Annotated in this window: 23 protein-coding genes and 1 riboswitch; of the genes, 3 read left to right on the top strand and 20 right to left on the bottom strand. The window is 53.1% G+C overall.

Annotation, left to right across the window (positions count from 1 at the left end; translation table 11 throughout):
* Positions 1-150: 150 nt before the first annotated feature.
* From SLIT_RS07805 to SLIT_RS07865, 12 genes are all read right to left on the bottom strand, one after another.
* Positions 151-819 (bottom strand): hypothetical protein, encoded by a 669-nt coding sequence (locus tag SLIT_RS07805; protein WP_150102971.1) that lies wholly within the window; start codon positions 817-819, stop codon positions 151-153.
* A 315-nt stretch (positions 820-1134) separates the two neighbouring features.
* Entirely contained in the window at positions 1135-1572 is a 438-nt protein-coding gene (locus tag SLIT_RS07810; protein WP_013029694.1) for a DUF4124 domain-containing protein, read from the bottom strand.
* Positions 1573-1610: 38 nt separating this feature from the next.
* The gene (locus SLIT_RS07815; protein ID WP_013029695.1) at positions 1611-1982 is read right to left on the bottom strand and encodes a hypothetical protein; all 372 of its coding nucleotides are present in this window, start codon (positions 1980-1982) and stop codon (positions 1611-1613) included.
* 220 nt (positions 1983-2202) lie between these two features.
* Entirely contained in the window at positions 2203-2970 is a 768-nt protein-coding gene (locus tag SLIT_RS07820) for a sulfite exporter TauE/SafE family protein (RefSeq protein ID WP_013029696.1), read from the bottom strand.
* A gap of 21 nt (positions 2971-2991) precedes the next feature.
* Positions 2992-4329 (bottom strand): hypothetical protein, encoded by a 1338-nt coding sequence (locus tag SLIT_RS15200; RefSeq protein WP_013029697.1) that lies wholly within the window; start codon positions 4327-4329, stop codon positions 2992-2994.
* Positions 4330-4541: 212 nt separating this feature from the next.
* The gene (locus SLIT_RS07830) at positions 4542-5045 is read right to left on the bottom strand and encodes a bacteriohemerythrin (RefSeq protein ID WP_013029698.1); all 504 of its coding nucleotides are present in this window, start codon (positions 5043-5045) and stop codon (positions 4542-4544) included.
* Positions 5046-5175: 130 nt separating this feature from the next.
* Positions 5176-5256: riboswitch (cyclic di-GMP riboswitch) on the bottom strand.
* Between the two features lie 193 nt (positions 5257-5449).
* The gene (locus SLIT_RS07835; RefSeq protein WP_013029699.1) at positions 5450-6001 is read right to left on the bottom strand and encodes a hypothetical protein; all 552 of its coding nucleotides are present in this window, start codon (positions 5999-6001) and stop codon (positions 5450-5452) included.
* A gap of 125 nt (positions 6002-6126) precedes the next feature.
* Positions 6127-6675 carry a peroxiredoxin gene (locus SLIT_RS07840; RefSeq protein WP_013029700.1) on the bottom strand — a complete coding sequence of 183 codons (549 nt, stop codon included), beginning with the start codon at positions 6673-6675 and terminating at the stop codon, positions 6127-6129.
* A gap of 250 nt (positions 6676-6925) precedes the next feature.
* A complete protein-coding gene (locus tag SLIT_RS07850) occupies positions 6926-7294 on the bottom strand; it encodes a hypothetical protein (RefSeq protein WP_150102973.1) in 369 nt (122 codons plus the stop codon).
* Positions 7295-7595: 301 nt separating this feature from the next.
* Positions 7596-8243: a hypothetical protein gene (locus SLIT_RS07855; RefSeq protein ID WP_013029703.1), complete on the bottom strand. Its 648-nt coding sequence runs from the start codon at positions 8241-8243 to the stop codon at positions 7596-7598.
* Positions 8244-8316: 73 nt separating this feature from the next.
* A complete protein-coding gene (locus tag SLIT_RS07860) occupies positions 8317-9222 on the bottom strand; it encodes an SPFH domain-containing protein (protein WP_013029704.1) in 906 nt (301 codons plus the stop codon).
* Between the two features lie 10 nt (positions 9223-9232).
* Positions 9233-9658, bottom strand: a complete 426-nt coding sequence (locus tag SLIT_RS07865; protein WP_013029705.1) for an NfeD family protein — start codon at positions 9656-9658, stop codon at positions 9233-9235.
* A gap of 297 nt (positions 9659-9955) precedes the next feature.
* Between SLIT_RS07865 and SLIT_RS07870 the strand changes: the two genes are divergently transcribed.
* The 3 genes from SLIT_RS07870 (at position 9956) to SLIT_RS15580 (ending at position 11975) form a co-directional block, all read left to right on the top strand.
* Complete coding sequence (locus tag SLIT_RS07870; RefSeq protein ID WP_013029706.1) at positions 9956-10372, top strand: glycine zipper family protein; 417 nt, start codon at positions 9956-9958, stop codon at positions 10370-10372.
* Between the two features lie 416 nt (positions 10373-10788).
* Entirely contained in the window at positions 10789-11034 is a 246-nt protein-coding gene (locus SLIT_RS07875) for a hypothetical protein (RefSeq protein WP_041420812.1), read from the top strand.
* 266 nt (positions 11035-11300) lie between these two features.
* Positions 11301-11975, top strand: a complete 675-nt coding sequence (locus SLIT_RS15580; protein ID WP_013029708.1) for an outer membrane beta-barrel protein — start codon at positions 11301-11303, stop codon at positions 11973-11975.
* An 83-nt stretch (positions 11976-12058) separates the two neighbouring features.
* On the opposite strand, the gene SLIT_RS07885 is transcribed toward SLIT_RS15580, so the two are convergent.
* The 8 genes from SLIT_RS07885 to SLIT_RS07920 all read right to left on the bottom strand — a co-directional run bounded on the left by SLIT_RS07885 (position 12059) and on the right by SLIT_RS07920 (position 22795).
* Positions 12059-13036 carry an adenylate/guanylate cyclase gene (locus SLIT_RS07885; protein WP_013029709.1) on the bottom strand — a complete coding sequence of 326 codons (978 nt, stop codon included), beginning with the start codon at positions 13034-13036 and terminating at the stop codon, positions 12059-12061.
* A gap of 87 nt (positions 13037-13123) precedes the next feature.
* A complete protein-coding gene (locus SLIT_RS16335; RefSeq protein ID WP_013029710.1) occupies positions 13124-15790 on the bottom strand; it encodes a branched-chain amino acid ABC transporter ATP-binding protein/permease in 2667 nt (888 codons plus the stop codon).
* A 1-nt stretch (position 15791) separates the two neighbouring features.
* Positions 15792-16664 (bottom strand): branched-chain amino acid ABC transporter permease, encoded by an 873-nt coding sequence (locus SLIT_RS07895; RefSeq protein ID WP_013029711.1) that lies wholly within the window; start codon positions 16662-16664, stop codon positions 15792-15794.
* A gap of 3 nt (positions 16665-16667) precedes the next feature.
* Entirely contained in the window at positions 16668-17897 is a 1230-nt protein-coding gene (locus SLIT_RS07900; RefSeq protein WP_013029712.1) for an ABC transporter substrate-binding protein, read from the bottom strand.
* Positions 17898-18081: 184 nt separating this feature from the next.
* Positions 18082-20211: a putative bifunctional diguanylate cyclase/phosphodiesterase gene (locus tag SLIT_RS07905; protein WP_150102975.1), complete on the bottom strand. Its 2130-nt coding sequence runs from the start codon at positions 20209-20211 to the stop codon at positions 18082-18084.
* An 88-nt stretch (positions 20212-20299) separates the two neighbouring features.
* Positions 20300-21382 carry a protein-glutamate methylesterase/protein-glutamine glutaminase gene (locus SLIT_RS07910; RefSeq protein WP_013029714.1) on the bottom strand — a complete coding sequence of 361 codons (1083 nt, stop codon included), beginning with the start codon at positions 21380-21382 and terminating at the stop codon, positions 20300-20302.
* A gap of 2 nt (positions 21383-21384) precedes the next feature.
* The gene (locus tag SLIT_RS07915) at positions 21385-21948 is read right to left on the bottom strand and encodes a chemotaxis protein CheD (RefSeq protein ID WP_013029715.1); all 564 of its coding nucleotides are present in this window, start codon (positions 21946-21948) and stop codon (positions 21385-21387) included.
* Positions 21941-22795 (bottom strand): CheR family methyltransferase, encoded by an 855-nt coding sequence (locus SLIT_RS07920; RefSeq protein WP_223293778.1) that lies wholly within the window; start codon positions 22793-22795, stop codon positions 21941-21943. The genes SLIT_RS07915 and SLIT_RS07920 overlap by 8 nt, the downstream gene beginning before the upstream one ends.
* Positions 22796-22828: the final 33 nt, after the last annotated feature.

Below are 22828 nucleotides of genomic sequence, written 5' to 3' on the forward strand. Positions count from 1 at the left end.
AGATTTTGCGGCAGACACTAGGAAAATAAAAACGGAGAAGGCATTCGCCCTCCCCGTTCTGTTAAATAGTCAAAGGAACCTGGTGCGGAATATCTTCCTGCCGGTTTCCCTTATCTTGCATCAGCAAGCTTGCCGATCTTTGCAGCTGAATTATTTTTGTGCCTGTTTGATGCTGTTTGAATCAGCAGGCTCTTTTTCTTTGCCGTCATTTTCCCACCACGACTGTGCCCTGTTTCTATCGAATGGCGGTAGCAATTCTGTTTGAATATCTGCGGCTTCTAGTGAAGCGAATGTCGACTTGAATTCGGGAACGTCTTCTTTTGATGCATCGACTACTGTTATGTCGAATGTGCTGCCAGACACGCCAGCTGCTGCCTGATCTATTAATGGAATCACCGAGCCGGCCCTGAACTCGTTGCCGACTCGCGGTCGCATCAGCGCATTCACTCTCCCCACATAAGCAATGGTCTTGGGTGGAACATTTATTTCCATCAGGAGAGGTACTTGGAAGAAGCCATTAAATGGGAAAGCATTAGCATTGCCGAAAACTGTCTTCATTTCATACTTTCCCGGTTCCAGCGCAAACCTTAACAGGAATTTGTTATGAACCTTTGAAGAAATTGTGCCTGAATCACCGTCCACCTGGAAAACTTGTCTTTCCAACTTGCCTTGCCCATCTTTCCTGGTGAAGTCGACCCATAAAGGATGCGGGACGTATCGACTGGGAGTTGGTCTTGCAAGGTCGAGGGTCATCAAGATGACCGATTTAGAACTCACATCTACATTTTTTGTCTGCTTGTTGACCGCCATCGGTGCCATGTTGGCACATCCGACCAAAAATAAGACCGCTATCCATGCAAATCTCCGCATCGTGTTTTCCCTTTTGTAGAATTATTTAACTTATAGTCACCTTGATCGAATGCACGATCAGTTGGATTTGAATCGCAGCCTTTTTTCAAACTGCGCAGGTCTTACGATCCAGTACGACGAAGAGTAGCAGCTATGTCCCTACCGACATATATGCCAAAAGATATAGACCTTCGCATAGTACGCGAGGCGAAAATAGTGGCTGAAACGGCTTGGCGATTTGAAGTTGGCTGCTTGTATTGAGGATGTTTCAGGAAAACTCGTTGCTTAGTTGCACAAGGCAGGCTGTGCAACTTCAGTGCAGTGCTGGTATCCCTCTTCCCTGATTCCACCAGTGGCATTCCGGTATGGGGCGAAGCATTCCTGGCTTTCCCGGTATTTCTTCATTTCTTGCTCGCACTTGCTTAGTTTACTTGTATCGTCCTGCTCGTTTTTTTGGGGAGGCGATGATTCGACAGGCTTGTCGTCCTGTTTTCTCAGCTCCCTGTTCCTGCCGTCGGCTTCTTCGGGTTTCCCGGGCGGTACCATCGAGTTGTCGATCAGCTTCACGCTTTCGGCCTGCTTTCTTTTTGCCTCGGCTGCCGAGTTGCCGTAATGGGTTTGGCCGTTCTCATCTTTCCATTTATACATATCGCCGCCATATGCAGCGGCAGAGCCGAAGAAAATGGAGAGCATCACAATGGCTTTGTTCAACATGGAATTCATGGGTAGCCTCCGGAATATTTTCATTCGTCTGAGTGTGATCATTGATCCACGGTGCTGGTGATCTTGTTGAGCTCTATCGTCGATAGTTGTTCGATGTTCAGGTACTGGTCGGTTACGTCCGTCTCTGCAGCGATCGCATTCTCGTTGCACCAGCGGCGCCATGCGTCCTTGCCGAGACGCGAGTTGCCCGGCAAGCCGATCAGACGATAATTGCTGCCGCTGCGTGTGATGGCAGTCATGGATTCACGGTCGAAGTCCTTGATCGGGCTGGACGCGCGGCCTAAACCGTTCTTTGCGTCATGCCCCCAGACATGGCGGCTGCGAGTGCCATCCGGCAGTTCGATCTCCATCACTCGCCACCGGCGCAGTGCGATCTCCCGGGAATCGTTCGGAACTTGCTTGTTCGGCATCGCTCTCCCCACTCCATGAATCCATGAGGGCAGGTTCGTAAGACACTTTCCCCTGCTCTCCCTGTCCCGCATCGCGTACTTCTGCGGTGCGAAGATTAGCAGCAAAGACCCTTCCAGACTATATGCCAAAAAAGATGCGCCTTTTGTTTCTGTGTAGCCCTGATTTGGCTGACGCCTTCGAAATTAGTATCGGCCTGCAAGCCAGTAAATACGGCGATCTTCAGGCAGCGACCATGTCGTAGGAAAGCTTGAGTATCAGCATGGCCAGCAACCACAGGAACAATAGCCGCACGAACCCGGCACCCCGTTTCATGGCGACCCAGGTGCCGGTGTACGCGCCCAGCATATTGAAGATGGCGATGGGGATGGCGATCTTGTACAGCACGTTGCCGGAGGGAATGAAGAACAGCAGCGCTGCCAGGTTGGTGGTGATGTTGACGAATTTGGCCGATACCGAGGCTTGCAGGAAGTCGAAGGAAAAGTAGCGCACGAACAGGAAAATGAGGAAGCTGCCGGTGCCCGGGCCGAACAGGCCGTCATAGAAACCGATGCCGCCGCCGATCAGCACGGACAGGATGCGTTCGCGCGTGCCGAAATGCAGGACATGCCGGATGGTGCCGAAGTCTTTTTTGTGGAAGATGTAGAAGGCCATGGCAACGACCAGCACCAGCACGATGGGGCGCAACCAGTGTTGCGGCACGAACGATACTGCGGCCGCACCGAAGAACGACATAACGAAGGCGCTGATGGCGGCAGGCAGCACCAGGCGCCAGGGGACGGTCATCTGCCCGAAATAAGAACGCGCGGCGACACTGGTGCCGCAGATCGAGGCGAGCTTGTTGGTGCCGAATATGGTTGCAGGCGGCGAGTTGGGAAAGGCATTGATCAGCGCCGGAATCTGGATGAGGCCGCCACCGCCGACGACTGCATCGACCATGCCGGCGCTATACGCAAACAGACATAGTATCGCGATATCCAGCATGGTCATGGCACCAGTTGCCGCTGTGCTTTAAGCCGGGCTGACTTCCTCGTCCGGGAAAGGCCAGACCGGCTCGGGGGGAGCGAGCGCGGCTTTTCTGGCTTCTGCCTCGGCTTTTTTCAGCGCAGCCGCGGCCTTGCGTGCTGCGGCTTCTTCCTGCTTGATGCGTTTTGCCTCGGCAGCAGCTGACTTGCGTGCTTCGGTTTCTGCTTTCTTCGCGGCGGCCAGTTCCTGTGCGGCTAGCCTGGCTTGTTCCGCGGCCAGTTTTCTTGCGACTGCAGCCTCTTGTGCGGCGATCCTTTTGGCTTCGGCTTCTGCCTTCTTGATCAGTGCTGCCTCCAGCGCGGCCTGTTTCCTGGCTTCCGCTTCAGCTTTTTTCTCGGCAGCTGCCTGCTGCGCGGCGAGCTTGCGCGTTTCGGCTTCGGCTTTCTTGAGTGCTGCCGCTTCCTGGGCTGCTTGCTTCATAGCCTCCGCTTCGGCCTTTTTCGCAGCGGCAGCCTGTTGCGCAGCCAGTTTGCGAGCTTCGGCCTCTGCCTTCCTGGCCTCTGCCTCTGCTTTTTTAAACGCCGCGGCTTCTGCGGCTGCCTGCTGCGCGGCCAGTTTCCTGGCTTCGGCTTCAGCTTTCTTTGTGGCGGCAGCTTCCGCTGCTGCTGTTTTCTTTGCTTCGGCTTCTGCTTTTTTTGCTGCCGCAGCTTGTTGCGCAACGAGTTTGCGCGCTTCGGCCTCTGCCTTCTTGGCTTTTGCTTGTGCCTTTTTCAACGCGGCAGCTTCTGCGGCTGCCTGCTTCCTGGCTTCAGCCGCAGCCTTTTTGGCCGCTGCTGCCTGCTGTGCGGCAAGTTTTTTGGCTTCTGCTTCGGCTTTCTTCAGGGCGGCAGCTTCTTCGGCAGCTCTTTTCTTTGCTTCGGCTGCAGCTTGTTTCAAGGCGGCCGCTTCTTCTGCGGCTTTTTTCTTGGCTTCTGCTTGGGCGATTTTGGCTGCAGCCGCTTCCTGTGCACGCTGTCTTGCCTGTTCCTTTGCCAACTCTTTGGCAGCGGCAGCTTCCTGTGCTGCGAGGATCTTGGCGACCCTGGCTGCTTCAGCATCTGCGCGTGCTTGTTCGCCAGCATCCTTGGCAGCGCGCATTTCCTGTTCGGCTATAGCCTGGTTTGCAACAGCTTCCTCATATGCGGCGCGTGCCTGACTGGCTGATTCTTCCTTTTGGGTGGCGATGAGCTGTTTGGCTTCCAGTATCTGTCTGGCTTCTGCCGCTGCCAGATTGGCTGCAAGCATGGATTTGTTGGCGAAGTTCAGAGTCTTTTCTGCCGCCGCCGAGTTCCTGGCTGTGCGAATCTCATCGGGCGTCAATTTAATTTTCTTCACCTCTGACATCTGAAATCTCCCTCGATCAAGTGGTATGAACTACATCCCGGCAAAGATACAGAACGAACGTTCTGGTGTCAATTTGGATTTCGATTTTTGCCGCCAGATGCTAGAACGCGGTGAGAACATGCCGAGAGAAGCTGGTATCAAAAGAAAGCGGGGAAGACTTTCGCCTTCCCCGCCCTGCAGTTTGCAAAGACTGTGCAGCCTTTCAGTTCAGGTCAGGCCGTCTTCCATAGTTCCCACCATTTTTTGGAGTTCGACATGAGCGCGAACTCGGCGGTGGCTTCGCGCTCCCATGCGGCGACAGAGAAACCGGATTGCTGCAAGGCTGCGCTGTATTTTGTGTCCACGCCCTGGATATGCTCCTTGAGCCAGGTCTTGAGGAAACTGAGCATCTCGAAATAGATCGGTTTGTCTTCGAGCATGTGTTTCCTGGCTAGGTCGTCGAGCTGGGCCAGCAGCTTTTTGTGTTCTGCCATGTGGGGTTCGAGGTCTTTGTATTTCGCCTGGCGCATCAGGCGCTCTTCCAGTGCGAAGTGTGTCTGCGTGTAGCTGACCAGCGCGTCCAGTATGCCGGCGATGGCTTTTTCTCCTTCGCGTTTGGATACGGCGACGAACAGCCGGTTGAGGATGTTGACCAGTTCCAGATGTTGATCGTCGATGGTTTTGATGTTGACGCTGTACTCCGGAGACCACTTAAAGAAGACTTCTTCGTTCGACATAAACACCCCTTGTTGATTGATATCCATTCTTCCAAGCAATACGCCATCCTGGCGGCATGCATGGAGATCCATGCTTCAGCGGTTGAAAGGGAAATATGCAAAGGGAGAGGGATGCCGGATGGAGATCCGATATCGCAGTCCCGCTGCCATAGCTTCCCTTAGGCCGGAGACTTTGCGTCCATACTTTTCAGCATGTTTGCCAAGTTGAAGAAATATTACAGCCATACCCATACAGGGTCAATTGCAATTGAACTGTAGGGCATTGGATCGATCGGCAGGGATTCGGATATGCGTGCAGGCTGCAAAGTCAATGATTACGGGCATCTTGGGTGTGTTTGGCATGCCCGGATCGATCGCTGCATCCGTGCGCTGGCGTACAGAGGATCAATCCGTTTCAAGTTGGATCACTTCTCCCGCTCGCCGCCAGCTTGTTCTGCTGCGCTGAAAAGATAGGGTTCTACCTTGGATGCTTCATTGCGTCGTTGCGCCGCAGCAAGAATTTTTTGCGCTTGAGCAACCGCCTGCGCGTCCTCTTTTTTGGTTGCGGATATGACCCACTGACCCAGGAAATATCCGCCGACTGCGCCGCCTACCGCACCAAAAAGACCAAATCCCCATTGCCCGACGACCATCGGGCCCACGTAGGCCGCGATCGCCAAAGGCCACGGTTGCTGTTTTGATTTATCGGTTGCCCTGGCTAGTTCTTCGGTTGCCGAGGCGACTGCGAGTTCGCATTGCTGCAGGTAAAGCTGGTCCAGTTCGCCAGTGGTGGTGATCAGTCGTTTCCTGAGTTCGAGATCGTCCACAGAGTAATAGGCATCCCTGAATTTATCCGGCGAACCACTTGTTCGCGCATGCTTCACTTCTTCAGTGATGTTCGCTTTTTTTTCGAGCACCCCGATCAACGCGCTCAGCTCCTTGATCTTCCGTTTTACCTCTTCTTCTCCCTCTCCCATTTGAAGCTCCTTTTAATTCTGTGACTGGATGCAGTGGCGTGCTTGTTCATCGGCACCGTTCGTGCATGCAATCTTACAGCAATGGGTATGGGTTTGCCTCGGACGATGCGTGATATCCGGTTATGTCATGGTCGATCGGGTTTGTACCCTGCATTCCATCTGCGCAGGGCTTCAAGTGTGCTTGCGACATGCTTGCCCGGTTGCAAATCTGTATAGGTATAGATGATCTTGCTGTCCGGTGCGATCACGTATGATATCCGGTTGGCATATTCAGGCTTTGCGGCAAGTATCGCATCGTAGGATTTCATGATGCTCTGGTCTGCGTCTGCAGCTACCGGGAATTTGCTGCGGCATTCGCTGACCGAGAATTTGTTCAATTTCTCGATATCGTCATGAGATACGCCGATCACAGTCGCGCCCAGGGCCTTGTATCGTTCTATGGCATCGGCGAAATCGTGTGCTTCGATGATGCAGCCCGGCGTAAAGGCGGCAGGATAAAAATACAGGACTACCGGGCCCTTCTTCAGCTCATCCGCAAGCGAATATGTGAATACTTTGCCGCCCAATGAGGCCTGAGTGACAAAGTTGGGCGCAGCTGCACCGACATTCAATGCCGGATATGCAGGCATTGAAACAGCCAAAACCAGGACCACGACTGCGAAATATCTTCCCATCACAGACTTCCTTCATGCCTTCTTGTAGTGTAAGGCAGAATCCGCGCCATTCATTGCCGCTTTCAGCGACTCATACTTTTCCCGTATTTCGTGCATCTTCGGGGATGTCGGAGGCTGGTTTACCTCCGACCTTACTCTGCTGAGCGGGGTGTTATCCGCAACACGCCGGTATATGTGAGGTGCAACGTATGCAGTGGGACTGATCGACATGATGCCTCCATAGCTATTGCTTTGATGCAACTGCATGACTCTAGGTTTGCAGTTTAGATCTTGATTGTTCCATCAACGACTCCACCAATTCGTCGAAACCATCCAAATGACTCGGAAAACTTAGCTTCTTCCTGTCATCAAAAGTTATGACGGCGACCCGCTCACCCTTGGCAGGCCAAACATTGATTGCCGCTATTTCGGAAACAAGGTATTGGTCATGCTTGTTCAAATCCACAACAGTGATGCGATCGCCATCGATGGTTAATGAATACCGGTAAGTGTGAACAGCTCTGGCTACGATATAGAGAAACAAAGGTGCGAACAGCAGCCACCCCCACCACTTTGGCTCTGTGCCGACGTACAAGGCAACCAGCATGGCCAAAGCTGCGGCAATTTCCAGATATGCCAATCGTTTTGAATATCGATATCTCATACGATGTTTTAAAACCAGTCATATACGAATATCCGCGATTGAAGCCGATCCATTCCGATCGTCGGAATGGCAACGTTGTGGTCTGTGATTACATCAAGTACCGAGGAATCTTCTCTGAGTGGGAACTATGAAAGTTCGCCAAGCGCAACGGGAATCATTCCAGTTATCGAGAATAATACGCTTACCAAAGTATCATGGTCAACTTTAATGGCAGCATGGAATATGCCCGAATTTCCACCTTGGCATGCACTTTGGAAGTCTGCTGCATCAAGCTGTTTTATTTGAAGTTATAGTCTATTCCAAATGAGATTTTGAGGAGATTTTCTGACGTCGTGGTTGCCGGACTGATCGGGTCTGAGACTTTTACCCGAATGAATCCGTCCATACCAACTACCCAAAAAAATTGCCTGGCGAACTCATATTTGTATCCCACGCCAAGCAGCAGACCTGTGCCGGATGTCCGGCTTGAATAAGTGCCGCCGCCAATCACATAAGTACCCTCGGTCTTCGTGGAGGATCTGAAGAGGCCGATTTTGCTGAACGCCCTGTGCTTTCCGCTGATCCCTTCCAGTATCGCCGCCGCATGAACTGCAGTGGCAGTATGCTTCCAGTTTCCGGTGGAGGTCGTGAAGCCTGCAGTGGCTGTCGTACTGCCATTGATGTAGCCGAGATTGTCATAGCCGGCTTCCCAGCCAACCACGCCGCCATAACCGCTCCATAACCATTGCCCGCCGTGTATCCCGAAGCCAAAGGCATTGCTGTCCTGCTGCGACCGGTATGAACTGCAGTTAAAGAAGCAATCCTCGGATTTTGCTTTCCAATAAACGATGGGAGCGATGTCGCTTCCCACGAAGAAACCTTCAGCTCTGACATTCAACGCCAGACTTGCCGACAACATGACGAGCATCAAGACCGATTTTTTCATTTCCCTCTCCATTGGAGCCGTTAAACAATAAATCAAATCCTGCTCTCAAGCTTTCATTCGGCGGAGCATCCCCCTATTTCTGCGTTTTGACGATGCTCATCGCGGTCGCCACCATTGATCCCATATCTGCCAGATTGCCTGGCAGGATGAGAGTGTTGCCTTCCTTGGCAACGTTTCCGAATGCTTCGACATATTTTTCCGCGACCTTGAGGTTGACTGCATCCATGCCGCCGGGCGACTGGATGGCCTGGGCGACTTGCTGGATCGCTTGCGCTGTGGCGGTTGCGACAGCGATGATCGCCGCAGCCTCACCTTGTGCGGTGTTGATCGCAGCTTGCTTTTCGCCTTCCGAGCGCTGGATGAAAGCCTCGCGTTCGCCGGTGGCGATGTTGATCTGTTCCTGCTTGCGTCCCTCCGAAGCGGCGATCAGGGCGCGCTTCTCGCGCTCAGCGGTAATCTGTGCCTGCATGGCATGGAGGATCTCTTTGGGCGGCGTCAGGTCCTTGATCTCGTAGCGCAGCACTTTGACGCCCCAGCTGGTCGCCGCTTCGTCCAGCGCCGCCACCACCGCGCGATTGATGTCGTCGCGTTCTTCGAAGGTCTTGTCCAGTTCCATCTTGCCGATGACCGAACGCAAGGTGGTCTGGGCGAGCTGGGTGATCGCCATGATGTAGTTGCTGGTGCCGTAGGACGCCAGTTTGGGATCGGTCACCTGGAAATACAGGATGCCGTCTACCTGTAGCTGGGTGTTGTCCTTGGTGATGCAGATCTGGCTGGGAACGTCGAGCGGGACTTCCTTGAGCATGTGTTTGTAGGCGACATTGTCGATGAACGGAATGACGACGTTCAGGCCGGGCGACAATGTGGCGTGAAAGCGCCCCAGACGCTCCACCACCCACGCGTTTTGCTGCGGTACGACCTTGAGCGCCTTGACGATGAAGATGATGGCGGCGAGCAATATGAACAGTGCGATTTCCATTTATTTCTCCTTAGGGTTGCTGCGATTTGCGGTTCGTCAGTATCAGACCGGATCCGCGTACTGCTGCGATATAGAGCGTCTCGCTTTGCAGTATGCCGGCAGTTTCAAGTTCCGCATCCCATTCCGCGCCGCGATAGAAGACTCGTGCCGAGCCATTATCGTTCCACTTTATGACACGCACCGGCTGGCCGATATCAAGATTTGTGCTGGACGCCTCGCTGGTCTGGGTGCTTTTCCACCGTCGCAAAAAGATCGTGCCCGCCATCACCATCAAGGCGCTCAGCGTCAACTGCCATGCCATGCTTGCTCCCAGCAATGCCGCCAACCCGCCCGCTGCCATGGCCACCGCTACCATCAGCAGGTAGAACGTACCCGTGGCCATTTCCAGACCGATCAGCACCAACGCCAGCAAGAACCAATAAATGTAGATTTCCATGAATCCCTTTCTGTTTTTTTACTGTCGACAATGTACAGCAATCATCGCAAACGGCACCAGACGCTAATAATTCATCGACCTGCAATCTAACAGTAATCCTGTTTCTGAACCATAGCTGAAGATGCGGGCCAGCACCTCCTGCCATTTTGACGCAAGCGCAGAGTTGTTATTATGCGAAGCAAGCAAAAGTTATTATTATTCGCATGGCAGGCTGGAAGACGGGACCAGTGCCCCCGCCCAAACCTTCAGCACGACCTGCCTTACTAGTTGGAAGTCTGTATGAGAGGAGTGTCTGTCATGATGAAAATCATTGCATATTCCACCTTGGCAGTTGGATTCGCGCTTGTTTTGACCGGCTGCACGACTACGCCTGTCGGTCCCCATGTCGAGGTGTTGCCAGCGCAGGGCAAGCCATTCGAGACATTTATGGAAGATGAACAGACCTGCCGAAGCTATGCGCAAAATTCCATCGTCCGTTCACGCTACGAACCAGCCTCTCATAGTTTCGCTGGAGCAACTGCAGGAGCCTTGAGTGGCGGACAAGCCAGCACCGCTAGCGGCGGCTCAGCCGGGCTTGCCGCCGGCAGCATGTTGGGAGTGGAAACAAGTCCGAATTCATCGGAGGATGCCCAGCAGCGTTATGACATCGCTTATGCAAAGTGCATGTACGCCAAAGGCAACCAGATACCAGGATCATCACAGCCATTGCAGTGATCTGCCCGCAGATGAAATTAGAATCGCAGAAAAAAGACGGGCACTTGAATCAAGTGCCCGTCTCTATGATCTGATGAATTGCATATTTACTGCCGAATCATCTATCAAATGAGGATGATGGTCCTAACAGCGATACACAGCCCAACAATCAGTCATGTGATGAAGCACTTACGGTATAGGTGCCTACCCCACCCCTGCCTGTTCCAAATCCTGTAATCCTGGTTCCAGCCGGAATTCCTTTTCCGGAAAGGTGAGTGCCTATCTTAAGCTTCGCGGGTGAAACTGCCGTAACAGTCAGAATATTGCCTGAAAGGCTGGCAACCAGCGATAAGCGCTCATCATGCTCTTTCTTGGCATGGTGACGATTTCCATCACGATCTTCCTCTTCGTTATCATGATCGTCAGCCAAACCGGTTGTGGGTGAAGTAGCGACAGGCGTCGGTGTTATTGGTGCGGGCGCGACTGTGGATGGTGTCGGTATGATTGGTGCGGGTGCAACCGTGGATGGTGTCGGCATGATTGGTGCTGGTGCGACCGTGGATGGTGTCGGTATGATTGGTGCGGGTGTTGCCGCAAAAACCACCGCAGAGTTGGATAACAACGCCATTAAAACAACGGTTACCGAATGCTTAGGCAAGTTCATGATCGCTCCTGTTCAATAATTAAATGCATGTGAAATGCATGCGTTCGCACAATGTGTTATTGCGTGATTTATTGCAATATCTCCAAGTCGGATAATGACCTGAAGCCGACCAGCGGAATTGGAATGTCCGACCAGCGGTCGAGATTTGAAACGCATGGATGGGTCTCTTGCATATTTCGTATAGCCTAGAAGGGTTTTTGCTGATAATCTCTGATATGGTATTTATGCAACAAAATAAAGGACATATGTCCGATTGCTACAGACCATATATTCGGAGACAGAATAATGTTGAAACGCATCAAAACTTGTGTGCTGGCATTGGCTTGTTGTTTGGTTGCCTCACCGGCGATCGCACAAACGGGATTTTTGACGTCATCGCTCATTCTTAGCGGTGGATATGCAAAAGCAAAAAATGCTTGTGTTTCGCCATGGGTCACTTCTGCAATGACTCCGGGAAGCTCTTGTTCTGAAAACCATACAGCCTTGCGTATCGCCTACAACTATCAATTCACTCCGCACTGGGGATTTGAAGTTGGCTACGGCGATTTGGGGAATGCAACGGCGGCAGGATTTTCAACTACTTACGGAACACCAGCCACATGGTCGATGAAAGCGATCGGATGGTCAGTTGCAGGGACAGCTACTCTCCCTCTTGGAGGTGGTTTTTCCTTATTGGGGAAACTGGGTGGAGTCCGGGCTGAGTTCAATGAAGAGATCCACACGACTTCAAATGCCGGCGCCGTAATGTATGGCGTCACATTCAATGGTGTGCCTATCACCCGCCTTGCCAAAAATTCGCTGACATACGGAATCGGCTTTCAATATGAATTGAGCCGAAAATTCGCTATCCGAACTCAATATGAGAGTTTTGGTAAATACGATATATATGGCGCTTATGGCATGTCTGTGCCACGCATTGCACTGTCAGCTGCGACTATCGGGATAGTACTGAGGTTCTGATCCCCACCCCGGCGATGGAATATAAGACGGGCACTTGGATCAAGTGCCCGCGTATATTTTGGAACTTGCAATTAAATCAGGACTTATTTAGCCGCCAATTTTGCAGGCGCGATCTTCGCCACATAGTGCACGCAAATCGTCACTTCACTATCCGATTTCAGCGACTCATCGGCTAGGCGTTCGCGTTCGCTGGCCAGGTTAAATGTGATCCTGTTGCCTTCAGCGTCCTTGAGAAGGGAAAAATCCATCACCTCAATGCTGGTCATGTGTCCCGGGTTGATCAGGCTCATCCAGGACATTTTTAGCTTGCATTTGTCCTTGGATGCCGGCTCAGCCGGCATCTGGATCGAATAGATGTTCGAGACTTTCTTGACTTGGCCATATGGAACCATTTTCTCCACCTTTTCCCAGGTGTGAGAGTTGATCGGCGTTTTGGCTGCCTCAGTGATGACAACGTCTTTGGAGCAATAGATGGCGTGCGGCTCATCTTCAGCGATGCTGCGAATATAGACTTCTTCCTTGCGGAACTCGTCATGCAGTACTTTGGGGATCACACCCAGCAGGAAGGCGCCATCGACAACGACGCCGCCCGGTTTGGCCAGATCGTTCAGGCGTGAGGCAAGGTTCAATATCTGCCCGGAGTAATCGATGACCTCGTCGCCGGCAAACAGGCAAAACGCGGTGCCGCGTGCAACGCCGAATCCTATCCTCTCGGGCAGCGGATAATTGATCATCAGATCATCGGCAAACATGGTGGGATAATCCTTGATGGCTTTCTGGCATTGCTTCAGCACCGATTCGGCGACAACGAGCAGATCAGCCTGGTCGTATTTGTAACGGAAAGCCATCAGCAAACCATCACCTGTCGGCTTGGCAAATACGGCATCGGTGAAATATACGCTGAGCAGCTTCTCGTAGAACTTTCTGATGAACATCGCGATTTCCGGTGCCTGACGGCCCACGCTGAAACCGGAAAAGTTGCGTATGTCGCATACGACTGCGATGACAAACTCAGAGCGCCCTTCCGCGTCCCTGAATTTCCTGACCATTTCTTCTAACATCTCGATTCCCTCATGGTAACCATCCCCTTGGCTGGCTACGGTGCTTTGTGTCCCAGGCAGAAATCTATCGCCGCAACATCCGGCTCGTCAACCCAGATAAGCCGCGATGACTCGTTCGTTCTTGGCAAGTTCTTCAGGCGTGCCCTCGACGGCGATGCGTCCATGTTCCAGCACGTAAGCATAGTCGGCCACTTCCAATGCACTCTTGGCGAACTGCTCGACCAGCAACAAGGTGATGCCAGTCTCCTTGAGCTTTTTGATGGTAGCAAAGACTTCTTGCACAATGACCGGAGCCAGGCCCATGGAAGGTTCATCCAGCAGGATGATCTTGGGATTCGCCATCAGTGCGCGCCCGATCGCCAGCATCTGCTGCTCGCCTCCTGAAAGCGTACCAGCTGCTTGCCTTCTTCTTTCTTTCAGGCGCGGGAAAAGCTTATAGATTCTTTCCAGATCGCTGTTGGCTTTCATTGCAAAGCCGAAGATCTTTGGCAGACGCGTATAAGCCCCCAAGAGCAGGTTATCCTCCACCGACAGCGGCGCGAATATCTTGCGTCCTTCCGGAGAATGAGCCAAACCAAGGCGCGCGATCTTTGAGGCATCCAGGTGCTGCACTTCCTTGCCATCCAGCAGCACTTTTCCCTTTGTGGGTTTAAGTATACCGGATAACACACGCATGGCAGTCGTTTTGCCGGCACCATTGGCTCCGATAAGCGCTACCACCGAACCCGTTCTCACTTCGAAACTGGCACCGGCCAGTACTTCGCTTGCGCCATATCCCGCATGCAGATTATCGACTCGCAGCGTGGCTGTTTCACCGAGTTTTCTCGATGAAGTCGATGCTTCCTTGCTGTCGCCCAGATAGGCTTCGATCACGCGGGGATTGCGTTTGACTTCATCGGGCAATCCCTGTGCGATGATCTTGCCTTCGTCGAGGACAGTAACGAAGTTGCATACCTCGTTCACCACATGCATGTGGTGCTCGATCAGGATGGTAGTGATTCCCTGTTCGTTGATCTTGCGGATGATCTGCACCAGGTTCAACACATCGGGATGCGCCAGACCAGCTGCGGGTTCGTCAAGGATCAGCAGCTTGGGCTTGCGCGCCAATGCACGCGCGATCTCCAGGAATCGCTGCGCACCATATGGCAGGTCTTTGGCCTTGGTCCGAGCATCGTCTGCCAGTCCAACCAGGTCTAACAGAGCGAGCGCGTCAGCTTGGGCCTGTTTCTCTTCGGCATTAGCCAAGCCAAGCAACACCAGCGGCAACGATTTTGTATAGGCTCCCTCGCTGGCGACCATGACGTTTTCGAGGGAGCTCAGTTCGGCAAACAATTGAAGGTTCTGGAATGTTCTGGCGATCCCGGATTTGGAAACCCTGAACAGACTGCCCTTGGGCAACTCTTTTCCTTGTAAACGCAATTGTCCGGCGCTTGGTGCATACAAGCCGGAGATGACATTCACCAAGGTACTTTTGCCCGATCCGTTGGGGCCGATCAGCCCATGCACATGTCCCGCCTGAACTTGCATCGAAACGCCATCCACCGCCTTGATGCCACCGAAATGGCGTTTGACATCGACAAGTTCCAGCAAGAGCCCGGTACTCCCCTTTTTAGGCAACACCGCATCGAGCCTGGAAGCATCGGGCAAAGGACGCGCAGGAACTTTGAACAGCCGAGCCAGTTGTTTTCCGGCATACCCCATCAGACCTTCCGGCAAACCCACCACCACTGAGAACAGCATCAGCGCGAAGATCGCCTTGCGCCAATCCTCGGTGTTCTGCACAAACAGGCTGCCCGCGACCAGCAAACCCATGCTGACGATGGGCGCTGTAAGCTGGAAGGAAATCCGGTGTTGTCTGCGGAAGCTGATGATCCCTGCCAGCAGCGCCATGAAGAGTCCGATAAAGGAGAATGCCTGGAACAGCGTGCGATTGGAAAGCAGGTTGGGTAACAGCACGATCAGACATGCGCCGATGAAAGCACCCCACAAACTCTTGCGTCCGCCCAGCACAACGCCCAGCAGCAGGATCACCATCAGTTCATAGACGAAGCTGTTGGGTTGCAGGAACTGGAAATTGAAAGCATACAGGCCGCCCGCCAATCCACCCAACCCGGAACCCAGCGCGAAGGCGGCTACCTTGTGGCGGAATACGCCGACCCCCATCGCATCCGTGGCGATGGGACTATCGCGTAGTGCTTCGAATGCCCTGCCCCAATGTGAGGAAAGCAGGTTCTTCATGGCCACCCAGGTAAGCGCCAATAGCACCAGACACATCCAGAAGAATGCTTGCGGCCCCAGATGAAACCCGAGCAGCAACGGCCTGTCTACCTGCAGACCTTGCGCTCCCTGGGTGATGCTCTCCATCTCGTTCAGGGTAGTGACAGTCAAAGCCGAAAAACTGAGTGTTGCCAGAGCGAACTGGGGGCCTTCCAGACGCAAGGCCGGGAAGGCAAGCAGCCCACCGAATACAAGGCCGACTAATAGACTGGCCAGCAGGGCAGGCAGCATGCTGAAACCAAAGTCCATCACACAGAGCGCACCGGCATAAGCCCCCAATCCCAGGAAGGCGGCATGACCGAGATTGACCTGCCCCAGGTAACCGACACTGATATCCAGCCCGATGAGCAAGATGCCGTAGATGGCGAGCAGCGTCAGCAGACCAAGCACATAGGAGTTGCTGACCGCCAATGGAATACAGGCAAGAAGAATAAAGGCGAGAAGTTCTGCGCCGTTGACGAGCAAGATTCTTTTCAACTTATACTTTCCTTATGCTGGCCTTGCCAAACACCCCATTTGGTTTCATGGCCAATGCCAAAATGAGCAAGATCAATCCGGGCGCTTCGCGCCAGCCGCTGCCGATGTAGAAGCTCGCCAGGCTTTCCAGTGCGCCAAGGAAAAGTCCGACCAGCACGACACCGAATCCGGAATCGAGACCGGCCACCACGGCCACCGCGAACGCCTTGAGTATGAGCGCAGAGGCCATCGTTGGGCCGACGGTCGTTATGGGCGAAACCAGAATGCCGGCCATCGCAGCAACCAGACCGGATAAACCATAGGACAGCATGATGGTTCTTCTTGCCGAAATACCCATCAGTTCGGCCGCATCGCGATCGGCCGAGACTGCTTCAAAGGCCTTGCCCCACAAGGTCTTGCGCTTGAACAACTCGATCAGCCCCATCACCGAAAGCACCCCGATGGCTACCGACAACTCGACGGGGGTGACGCTGATACCGAAGAAATGGATAGGCTCAGAGGAAATGGGCGTGGGAAACGGCTTGTCGTCCCTGCCCCAGATATTTTCGGCTGCAGAAAAAGCAAACAGTCCGAAGATGATGGTCATCAATATCCAGCCTTCGCTTTTTTGTTCCAGCGCAAGACGCACGGCTACGCGCTCTACCACTAGGCCAAGCAAGACACCGCACAACAATCCGGCAGGTACCATCAGCCAGTAAGGCACTCCAAGGTTCTGTATGGACAGACTGATGAAAGCTGAAAGCATGACCAGCTCGCCCTGCCCGAAATTGATGCTCTTGCTGGTTGCGAACGTGAGTTGAAAACCGTAAGCGATCAAAGCGTAAACGAGGCCCATCAGGGCCCCGCTTACCCCCAGTTGGAGGATTACTTCCATGGATTACTTTTCTTGCTTGATGAGACGTTGCTTGTCCGCTTCATTCGCGAAAATCACTCGACCGTTCATGATCATGCCCATGACGACATTTTCACGACGGAACGCTTCGTGTGTTTGTTCATCTGCAGGATTCCACTTCGAGTATGGATGCTTCCAGGTGGCGATCACGCCCTTGACCGGATCCTTCAAGTCTTCCAGTGCCAGCTTGATCTTTTTGGTGTCGGTGCTCTGCGCCTGTTTCACTGCTGCAGCGAAGACCAGCATGGCGTCATAACCCTCGGCAGCCGACATCGGGGAAGGAATGCTGTCCACGTGATAGGCTTTGTGATAACCGTCGATGAAGCGCTTGGCCCTGGCGGTGATGGGCTCTTCGATGAAGGTCTGCGGTGTCAACGTGCCATTGGCGTTCTTGCCTGCATTGTCGATGTAGTTCGACATTGACAGCGTCCAACCGCCGATCAGCGGAACCTTCAGGCCGATCTTGTCCATGTTGTTGGCGACCGCGGCAAGCTCAGGGCCGATACCCCAAATCAGTACTGCCTGTGCGCCCGCTGTTTTGGCCCTCAGCAACTGTGCGGTCATGTCCTTGTCACCGATGTTGAATTTTTCAGTGGCGACCACGTTCAGTTTGTTGCCTTGCAGCTTGATCTGGTTCAGCAGGTCGTCGCGTCCGGAAACACCGTAGTTGGTTGCATCATGAATGATGGCAACGTTGGTGAATTTACGGTTGATCGCTTCCTCGACCACCATCGCGGCCTGGATACCGTCACTCGCGGCGAAACGGAAGATCGACAAATCCTTTACTCCCGGCTTGTCGGCTTTGTCAGCCCATTGCGTCATCGAGGCAGAACCGGCAGCAGGGCAAACGATCTTGGTGATGCCTTTTTCCTGCAGGTGTTTGTCACCGGCAAGGACTACCCCGGTGTTGACCGAGCCGATCACGCCGGAGAGGCCGTCCATCGAAGCAAGTTCCTGCGCGATCAGCGCACCGCGATCGTTCTTCGCTTCATCGTCGCGTTCGATGACTTCGAACTTTAATTTCTTTTTTCCTACGAGAATGCCCCCCGCCGCATTGATCTCATCGATGGCGAGCTTGGCGCCATCGCGCATCGATACTCCCATTGGCGCTGAACCGCCAGAGAAAGGACCTGTGATAGCAATTTTGATCGAGTCGGCAGCGAACAGCTGGGTAGAGAATCCAAGCAACAACGTAGCAAGCAGAGTCTTTTTCATGTTTTTCTCCCGAAGTTGAAACGATGTTTGAACTACAAGCCCATTCTAACTTGAATCCTGACTATTTTACGAGTGCATGCCAAAATGAACAAAGCGTCCTATTTTCGTCCATTTTTAAAGAGCTGATGCGAGGTAATTCAAGAAATATGTTTAACAGTTAAACGGCTCACGTTGCGGGCGGCCTTTAACATAAACAATCCTGCTTCAGCATGACTTCCAGTTGTTCAATCGGCACCGGCTTGCCAAACAGATAACCCTGATAATGGATGCAGCCTTTGTTTAGCAGAATCTGCTTTTGTTCGTCTGTCTCAACCCCTTCTGCGATGACATCCAGATTTAGACTGTGGGCCATGGCAATGATGGTACTGACGATTGCTTCATCACTGCTATCAACAGCGATATCCCGCACGAATGACCGATCGATCTTGAGTTGATTGAGTGGCAATCGCTTGAGGTATTGCAAAGACGAATAGCCAGTACCAAAGTCGTCCAATGAGAATCGGACACCAACTGCTTTTAGTGCGTTCATGGTACTAATTGTATCTTCGATCTTGTCCAGCAACATGCTCTCGGTAAGTTCCAGCTTCAGCAGACTTGGATTGACGTCATGACGATGGATTGCTTCCAGCACCTTAACCACAAAATCGGACTGGTAGAACTGCTTGGCACTGACATTCACCGACATGATCAGGTCCTGGGTAAGTTCATGGCGCTCCCATAGCTTGAGTTGCTTGCATGCTGTCTCAAGCACCCATTCGCCGATAGGGCAGATCAGTCCCGTTTCTTCGGCAAGGGAGATGAACTCGAACGGAGGCACCAGCCCCCGTTCAGGATGCAGCCAGCGAATCAATGCCTCGACCCCGAATGGCAAGCCTGAACTGTCCACCTGGATCTGGTAATGAAGCCTGAATTGCTGGCTGTCTAACGCTTTTCGAAGTTCCCGTTCAAGAGCCACACGTGTATTGATGCTTCCTTGCATCTTTGGATCAAAGAAACGCAAGGTGTTGCGACCTGATTTCTTCGCCTGATACATGGCGATATCCGCTTGCTTGAACAGATCTTCATATCCATTGCGGTTATCGTCAAACAACGTTATGCCGATGCTTGGTGTGTTATACAGTTCTTGACCGCCCAGATAGTAGGGTTGATTGAGTTCTGCAATTATCTTCTCGCCTATCGTTTCTGCCTGTGCAGCTGCCTCAAGAACCTCATTACTCAGATATTCCAGCATCACCACGAACTCATCACCGCCAATTCTTGAGACAGTGTCGTCTTCTCTCACGCAAGATGTCAGGCGTTGCGCTACTTGCTGGAGCAGATTGTCACCTGCAGTATGTCCCAGGGTATCGTTGATGGATTTGAAATTATCGAGATCAAGGAACAACAGCGCTCCCCCTTTTCTATTGCGTTCCGTGGACGACATTGCGTGTTGCAATCTATCCTGCAACAAGCGCCGGTTGGGCAATTGAGTCAGCGGGTCGTAGAAAGCCAGGTTCCTGATCTCTTCTTCAGCAGTCTTGCGCTCCGAAATGTCGGTATGAGTGCCAACGTAGTTGGTGACATTTCCGTCCGCGTCCTTGATTGCCGTGATGCTCAACCATTTTGGGTAGATCTCGCCATTCTTGCGTCGATCCCATACCTCGCCTTGCCAGGATCCGGAGCGAGTGATGCTTTCCCACATCGCGGCATAGAATGCGGAATCGTGGCGATTGGACTTGAGCAAGCGTGGCGTTTGGCCGATGATCTCGTCAACCGAATATCCTGTAGATTCGGTGAATGCCTTGTTCACGCGCAGGATCCGTCCTTTGGAATCCGTAATCATGATTCCCTCTTGCGATTCAAAAGCAACAGATGCGATGCGCAGCCACGCTGCTGACTCCTCGGCAGTCTTGAGTTCACTTGCATATTTCTGGCGATAGCGATGCATGGCTTCCACAGCAAAGGACACAATGAGTCCATCCATGAAAAAGACGGTATTCGACCATAGACTGGCCTGGAACGACTCGATCGAGAAAGAGTAATAAGGTGGGGTGAATATGTAAGTGGCGCAAGTGGCTCCAATGATTACGGCGACCAATCCTGCCCGGTAGCCACCAAGGATGCATGAAAGCGCAACTGCGGGGAAAAAGGTCAGATATTGTAATCCGGCCTGGACAGGAGCGATGGTCAAACGAACCCACAAGGCTAATGTCATCAGCACGACAGGCAACAGATAGTGATGAACACCATTGCGCTCGTCTGTGCCGAGACATTCTCCACACTCGACCATACAGTGTCGGACTCGATTGGTTAATGAGTTCAGTATTTGCTGCATGATTGCCCCCGCACCATAGGCCTTATTTTTATAAGGTCAATTATTCCATAAACGGAAGCAGCGATTTCGGGATCGTTATGGAAATCTGTCATGCGGGCTTCCTTTGCCACAGAGTGCCGGGGTGGATTGCATGAGCAATTTCATCCAGCGGGAGGATGCGATCCACGGCATCGAGTCTTACCGCCTCCTTTGGCATTCCATAAACGACGCAAGTGGATTCATCCTGAGCGACGGTTTTGGCACCTGCTTCGCGCATCTCTTTCAGCCCTCGCGCACCATCGTCCCCCATTCCGGTCATGATGATGCCAAGAGCATTAGAGCCTGCGCATTTTGCAGTGGAACGGAACAGCACATCCACCGAAGGTCGATGACGATTGACCAAAGGTCCCTCGATAACATCGACGTGGTACTGCGCCCCACTGCGCTTCAGCATCATGTGTCTTCCGCCTGGGGCGATCAGCGCAAGCCCGGGAACCACTCGATCGCCATTCCTGGCTTCGCGCACCTCGATCTGGCAGATCCCGTTCAGGCGATTGGCAAATGCTTCGGTGAACTTCTCGGGCATGTGTTGCACGATGACGATTCCGGGAGAAAGCCGTGGAAGCGCGGTCAGTACGGCTTCCAATGCCTGCGTACCGCCTGTCGAAGTGCCGATCGCCACCACGGTCTCAGTAGTCTGCGCCATCGCATGATGTGCAGCGACGGACAATATCGCATCTGCGGACAATTTCGGTGCGACCGATCCAGCTGCCGGTTGCAAACGCCGGACATTGGATCGAGCGGCCGCCTTGACGGTGCTAACCAGATTGTCCGCGGCATCCTGCAGATAATTCTTTAGCCCGATCTTCGGTTTTGTAATAACGCTCACTGCGCCGGCAGCCAATGCCTGCATGCTCGTTTCAGCGCCTTTTTCAGTGAGCGTGGAGCAGATCACCACCGGCGTGGGATGTTCAGCCATGATCTTCTTCAGGAAGGTGATGCCATCCATGCGCGGCATCTCGACATCCAGCACGATGACATCGGGCCAGGACTTGCCCATCTTCTCAATGGCAAAGACCGGGTCGGAAGCGACACCGCTCACCTCGATCTCGGAATCTTCTTCCAGCGTCGCCGCCAGCACCTGTCTTACGACGGCAGAATCGTCCACGATCATCACACGTATCTTGCTCATTTTCAGGCGACTTCTTTGAGGGGCATAAGCGGTGTTGAAGAGGACACATGCCGCATCCATGCGTCCCCACTCCAGATGTCGAACAGCAACTGGCGATGTCCCTTACCACCAAGATGTTCGGCCTGAAGCATGAATCCATGTTTTTGCACCAGGTGATACGCAGTTTCCCGATTGCGACAAGGCACCTTGGGACACTTTCCAGATTCCTTTTGATAGGCGCTTGCCGGCGTGCAGCGTTGGCATTCGCCATTACCTCCCAGGGGAAACATATTCCCCGCCCCGAAGATCTTCACCTGATATTCAGATGGTTTGGTATTCGCGGCCCGAATCTCGCGCAAAAACATCTCCATCGCTTCGTCGGCATATTTTCCGTCCAGCTCTTCGCCTCGACGCTCGCCGCGGCTAGGCAACATGTAATGGCACATCCCCCCGATCCGTTTGATAGGGTGCCAGCAGATGATCGAGACACAAGACCCCAGCAAGGTGCGGATGCGCGTGTCCTTGTCACCGAAGTAGAAGTCACCCGGTTGCAGGAATATCTCGATCACGTGGTCGGGTTTATGCATTGGGTTTGCGATATACCGAAGGAGTGACGACCTTGAGTACATCGGTGATACCGTTCAGGCTTTCGGAGTGGCTGACGATGAAATAGCCGCCTGGCCGCAGCAAGGGCAACATGCGCTCCACCACACTCCGCTTGGTTTCCATATCGAAATAGATCATCACGTTGCGAAGGAAGATCACATCGAACTCGCCCAGCTTCGGCAAAGTCTCGTTCAAGTTGACTTGCATGAACGTGACCCGATTCCGCACATGGCGATCGATCAGAAAAGTCCCTTCCTGCTGCCCTACCCCCTTTAAACAAAAACGGCTGAGATAATGTCGCGGGATACCCTCGATCCGTTTCATCGGATAATGTCCGCTGCGTGCCTTTTCCAGCACGCGGGTGCTGATGTCCGACCCGATCACCTCCCATGCCGAGTCGCCCAGTACATCTGCCAGGCTCATGGCGATGGTGTAGGGCTCTTCACCGGATGAGCTGGCGGCACTCCAGACTCGGAAAGGCCTGTCTGGCCGACTCAGGCTGGGAGCTTGTTGGCGCAGGAAATCGAAATGTCTGGGCTCGCGGAAAAAGAAAGTCTCGTTGGTGGTCAACAGATCGATCGCGATCTGCAACTCATCGCGCCGGTCCTTTTGCATCAGGATACGGAAGTAATCGCCGTAGCTTTTCAGCCCATGTTGTTTGAGGCGTTTCACCAGACGCCCGCTCACCAGAGGTTTCTTGGCGTCCGACATGCTGATTCCGGCGATCTCATAGATCATCGTCTGGAACTGGCGAAACTCCTGGTCGCTCAGACTGGGTTGTGATGTAACAGTCATATGCGTCAGCCTATCGAGTGTTCCTGTTTCCATGCTTTCCATTCCGTTCGCACCCGATCGACATAA

This window comes from Sideroxydans lithotrophicus ES-1 (assembly GCF_000025705.1).
GTDB classification, from domain to species: Bacteria; Pseudomonadota; Gammaproteobacteria; order Burkholderiales; family Gallionellaceae; genus Sideroxyarcus; species Sideroxyarcus lithotrophicus.